Annotated in this window: 5 protein-coding genes; all 5 read left to right on the top strand. The window is 39.6% G+C overall.

The annotated features are described in order from the left end of the window. Window positions 1-154: 154 nt before the first annotated feature. The 5 genes from CDZ78_RS15805 (at window position 155) to CDZ78_RS15790 (ending at window position 4,078) form a co-directional block, all read left to right on the top strand. The gene (locus CDZ78_RS15805) at window positions 155-1,429 is read left to right on the top strand and encodes a CRISPR-associated helicase/endonuclease Cas3 (protein WP_087870863.1); all 1,275 of its coding nucleotides are present in this window, start codon (window positions 155-157) and stop codon (window positions 1,427-1,429) included. A 15-nt stretch (window positions 1,430-1,444) separates the two neighbouring features. Next, window positions 1,445-2,200 carry a type I-C CRISPR-associated protein Cas5c gene (cas5c, locus tag CDZ78_RS15800; RefSeq protein WP_087870862.1) on the top strand — a complete coding sequence of 252 codons (756 nt, stop codon included), beginning with the start codon at window positions 1,445-1,447 and terminating at the stop codon, window positions 2,198-2,200. A gap of 33 nt (window positions 2,201-2,233) precedes the next feature. Then, window positions 2,234-2,506: a hypothetical protein gene (locus CDZ78_RS23270; protein ID WP_087868120.1), complete on the top strand. Its 273-nt coding sequence runs from the start codon at window positions 2,234-2,236 to the stop codon at window positions 2,504-2,506. Next, window positions 2,425-3,441 (top strand): ISAzo13 family transposase, encoded by a 1,017-nt coding sequence (locus CDZ78_RS15795; RefSeq protein WP_307190509.1) that lies wholly within the window; start codon window positions 2,425-2,427, stop codon window positions 3,439-3,441. The genes CDZ78_RS23270 and CDZ78_RS15795 overlap by 82 nt, the downstream gene beginning before the upstream one ends. A gap of 79 nt (window positions 3,442-3,520) precedes the next feature. Next, window positions 3,521-4,078, top strand: a complete 558-nt coding sequence (locus CDZ78_RS15790; protein WP_087870861.1) for a type I-C CRISPR-associated protein Cas8c/Csd1 — start codon at window positions 3,521-3,523, stop codon at window positions 4,076-4,078. The last annotated feature ends 161 nt before the right edge of the window (window positions 4,079-4,239 follow it).

The following is a 4,239-nucleotide window of genomic DNA, read 5'->3' as shown; positions in this document are numbered from 1 at the left end:
CTAATCCTAAGAAACTACTACAACGATAGGCGCGCCATGCTACCTCACGAAATTCCGGGACTCCTGTCGCCGTAATTCGTTCACCTACGCAGCGAATAGGAGATGCTCCAGCCGCCCTGCGTCCGCCACAGACTGAGCACAAAGCAGCTCAGTCATGGCTACCTCAAATGGCTCTACGGCTATTCGGGATAAAATTTTAGCCTCCCTCGCGCGCTATCGCGCACTTCGGATTGGCAAATTTCCCTGCGCCTTCTGGAGACTATCATCCCGTCCGGGGCTGACAGCGGATGAAGCTCAAACTTTACCACTTAAATTAGTTACTCCCACACTAGCCGCCCTATCTCATCTAGCCTCTAGCCATAAGACTTCAGTTGTATTTGCCACCGCAACACAACCTGTTTTTTCACATTTACATACACAAATATCCAATCATTGCGATAAGGGCTGGCAGCCTAATGAAATTGTTAACGAACCTTTAGCCTTATTTACGCCTTTAGAACGAACAGAATACCGCTGGCATTCACCGCAACAACGCTGGAATTGGAATTATTTAGCCGAAGAACTAGAGCAACATCAGCAAGCTTTGTGCATTGTTAATTTAAATCGTCATGCCCAGGCAATCATAGAGGAAATTGATAATCCTGATGTCTTACATTTATCAACTAATCAATGCCCAGCCCACAGGCAAAATGTACTTGCCGAAGTACGCGAGAGACTACAAAACAAGCAAGATTGTATTCTTATTGCAACGCAATGTATTGAAGCAGGGGTTGATATTGATTTCCCAATTGTTTACAGGGCTTATGCTCCTTTAGATGCCATTATTCAAGCAGGTGGTCGTTGTAATCGTGAAGGTTTATTAGAGAAAGGGACAGTACATGTTTTTTGCCCAGAAGATGAAAGTTATCCTCCAGATGGAGGTTATCAACAAGCTGCCGATATGACCAAAGAATTACTCACTCGTTTAGGCTCTGAGGCAATGCAAATGCACCATCCTGAGTTTATTCATCAGTATTACAAAAACCTGTATAACTTAAGTGACCCTAATGCCAATAAAGAAACACAAGCGCTATTGGAATTAATCGCTGCGGGAGCCTTTCCTGAAATAGCAAAAGAATACCGCTTAATTAAGCAAGACAATATTAATGTGATTTGCCCTTATCAGCCTTTGCTGGATTTATACCAACAACTTGAAACCGAGAGCAGTGAAATAGGCTTAACCAAAGACTGGATTCAAAACGCAAAACCTATCACTATCAGTTTATATCGTCCCAAAACAGATAACCCTATTTGGGATAGCCTTACCCCTGTATTACTACATAAACGAGGGCAACAAGAACAAACGGACTGGTTTATTTATAACCAAGAGCATTACGACCAACGTTTAGGGTTATACCCTAAAGACCAACTTAACCTGTGGATAGCCTAAAACAAAGGAGACATTATGCGTGGAATTACTCATTGCCTGGAAGTATGGGGTGATTTAGCCTGCTTTACTCGCCCTGAAATGAAAGTGGAACGCTACACCTATCCAGTCATCACGCCCTCAGCCGCAAGAGGGATTTTTGATGCAATTTATTTTAAAAAAGATTACAACTTTTATTGGCAACTTGAAAAAATCGAGATTCTGAACCCGATTAAATATCTTGCATTAAGGCGTAATGAAGTTAAGGATAAAGTCCCTAATCACAATAAAATTTTAGCATGGGCTGAGGGTAAAGAAGCGATTGAACCGCAATGGGCGGATGGGACTAAGGCATTACTTGGTAACGACACAAAAGGAAGAACCCAACGCCAAACAACGGCACTTAAAAATGTTCGTTACAGACTCTATGCCCACGCTCAATGTCGAGATTATAAAACCAATATCAAAACACTAGATGCTCAATTTAGTCGTCGCGCCAAACAAGGAAAATGCTTTTATCAGCCATTTTTAGGTTGTCGTGAATTTCCAGCTTTTTTTGAGTTAATTAAAGACCAGGATAATCTCCCAGAAGCATTAGCTCAGGATATTGATACAGGCTGGATGCTGTATGACGTTTTTGATCTTGCTAGTGTTAATGATTCTAAAGCCAAACCTAGCATTAGTGTTTTTCATGCACAGGTTAAGCAAGGCGTTTTAGACGTACCTAAGGAATGTGCACGAAATAACTTCCTGAAGCAGCCAAGCTTGAATAATGAAATATCTCCCCTAAATTAAGGTTATCTTAATTTATTACTCAGTGGTTGTCTTATGTCATTTCCTTATAAAAAAAATATCGAAAAGTCGATGAAGAAATTTTATGACTCACTTTGTGAAAAAAATAAGCGACGGTATGCCGCCATTGAAAGTGAAAAATTATCTCATGGTGGCGTTAACTATATTTCAGCTTTATTAGAGTGTGACCCAAAAACTATCCGCCAAGGAAAAAAAGAACTCACCGAATTAGAACTGGATATAACAGGAATCAGACAACCTGGAGGCGGTCGAAAAAAAAGACCTCTACCCCTGAATACAGTGGAATAGATCAAGACTTTTTAGATATTCTTCAACAGCATACAGCAGGCAATCCAATGAATTCATCTATTAGGTGGACTTATCTAAAGCCGCGTGAAATCGTCAGTGAATTATTAAAAAAGGGTTATTCTGTCAGTCGTAATATCGTTCGATATTTATTAAAAAAACATGAATATGTTAAGCGCAAAGCCCAGAAAAACATTACGATGGGTGGTCATCCTGACCGCAATGCTCAATTTGAAAATATTACCCAATTGAAGCAGGACTACCTGGATGCGGGAAACCCTGTTATTAGTATGGATACCAAAAAGAAAGAGTTATTGGGTACTTTTTATCGTAATGGATCGCTCTATACACAAGCAGCCATTCAAACGAATGATCATGATTTCCCTAGCTCTGCAACAGGCAGTGTTATTCCTCATGGGTTTTATGACCTCAAACGAAACACAGGATATATCACGCTTGGAACGAGTCATGATACCAGTGAATTTGCCTGTGATAGCTTATTTCAATGGTGGGTAAACGAGGGTATTATTCATTATCCTAAAGCAAAATCATTGTTGATCCTTTGCGATGGTGGAGGGAGTAACAGCTCACGGCACTACATTTTTAAAGAAGATTTACAAAAGACTGCGAATGCACTTGGATTGGAAATTAGGATTGCCCACTATCCTCCTTATACCTCCCAGTATAATCCCATTGAACATCGTTTTTTTCCTCATGTGACTCGTGCTTGTGAAGGTGTTGTATTTGACTCGGTTGAAACAGTTAAAACATTGATTTCTAGAACATCAACGTCAAAAGGACTAACAACAATTGTTCACATACTCGACAAAATATACGAGACAGGACGAAAATATGCCGCTGACTTCAAAGAAATAATGCCGATTGTATTTGATACACATTTACCAAAATGGAATTACCGTGCAATTCCTCAAGAATAATTAATATCGGGAAGTTGTTTCGTGCTTATTCCTAACTATTATTCTGAAGCCGTTAAAAAATCAGTAGAGGTTCCCGAATATGCTTAGCGCCTTATGCGATTATGCTGATAAAAACTTGTCGGGTATTGAACCAGGTTTCGCCAGAAAACAGGTAAAATGGGTCTTGTGTTGTGATGAGAACGGAAGGTACACAGGTTTGATTAATTTAGGGGAAGATACTAGAGGTCGCTGGTTTGATAAAAGTCCAGTGACACCTAATATGAACTCAGGAGGGAAAAGCCATTTTTTAGCTGAAACTTTAGAAACTGTCACCTTATTTGGTCAACAAGAATTAGAAGAAAAAAAGCAGCTTGCCTTACAAAATAAAAACCATTTCTTTTGTGATTTATTAATACAAGCATCTGAAAGCATACCCGCGTTAAAAGCCGCCGCAACATTACTGCAAGATTCACAGCAATTAGCACAAATTCATGCTGATATAGAGGCAAAAGGCAACAAAATAAAATTAACAGACATAGTGACATTTAGAATCAATGAAGCTATCCCCTTGCAAAGCGATAACTGGTACGAATGGTGGCGTTGCTATTACCTGCAAGCAACGGAAGAGAAGAATAAAACCACTAAGACTAATAACTGAAGTTTCCCAATTATTGAGTAGCTGAAATACACAATGCTGGTGTATCGAGGTTTATTTTAGGTGGTTTTGCCATGTTTATAGCAAACCCCTACTTAATTCCCCTTAGGCAATAGCATTTGAAACGAATGAAAAGACTATTTTTTTCATATAGTTGTAGCATA

Source organism: Bathymodiolus platifrons methanotrophic gill symbiont (assembly GCF_002189065.1).
Taxonomy (GTDB): domain Bacteria; phylum Pseudomonadota; class Gammaproteobacteria; order Methylococcales; family Methylomonadaceae; genus Methyloprofundus.
Note: the sequence above shows the minus strand (reverse complement) of the source record. Positions and strands in the feature narration are given on the sequence as shown.